Genomic DNA, 684 nt, shown 5'->3' with positions numbered 1-684 from the left:
CAGTGATGTGGAAGACACCATCCCAACGGGCACGATTAACTTAGTCAGAGCGCCAAGCTCAGGGCAAGTGGTGTTTGACCAAGCCGCGGGTACCTTTGTGTATACCCCAGATGCGAACGTTACAGGGCAAGACAGTTTCACCTACACCATTACTGACAGCGAAGGCGGTGTATCACTGCCAGGAACCGTTACGGTAAATATAGGTGCGGTGAATGACCGTCCAGTTGTTGCTAATGATGCAGTGACGACTGATGAAGATACCGCAACAACGTTAGCTATTTTAGCAAACGACTCAGACGTAGAAGACAGTGGCTTTAATGCTGCCAACGTAAGCCTTGAAAACCAAGGCACGGGGGCGGGCATGTACGACTTTGCGACAGTCAGTGTTAACCTCGATGGTAGTTTAGCTATCGTGCCAAGCCAAGATGTGAATGGGGTATTTAGTTTCACCTATACATTAACAGACAGTGAAGGCTTAAGCTCAACCCCAGCGACCGTCACACTGACCATTAATGCCGTGAACGACGCACCAGTGGCGTTAGATAACACCGCCCAACTGCAAGAAGAAGGTTCATTTGAAGTCAACGTATTGGGTAACGACAGTGATGTTGATATCGGCGACAGCTTAGATGTGAGCAGTGTGACGGTTGTCAGTGCACCAAGCAATGGGCAAACTCAAGTAAC

General features: G+C 49.1%; 1 protein-coding gene. It reads left to right on the top strand.

Annotated elements, in window-relative coordinates; all coding sequences use genetic code 11:
- A partial coding sequence (locus H5180_RS23330) for a tandem-95 repeat protein (RefSeq protein WP_182759262.1) occupies positions 1–684 on the top strand: 684 nt, incomplete at both ends.

The sequence above is a fragment of the Pseudoalteromonas sp. SR41-4 genome (assembly GCF_014163985.1).
Taxonomy (GTDB): Bacteria; Pseudomonadota; Gammaproteobacteria; order Enterobacterales; family Alteromonadaceae; genus Pseudoalteromonas; species Pseudoalteromonas rhizosphaerae.
Note: the sequence above shows the minus strand (reverse complement) of the source record. Positions and strands in the feature narration are given on the sequence as shown.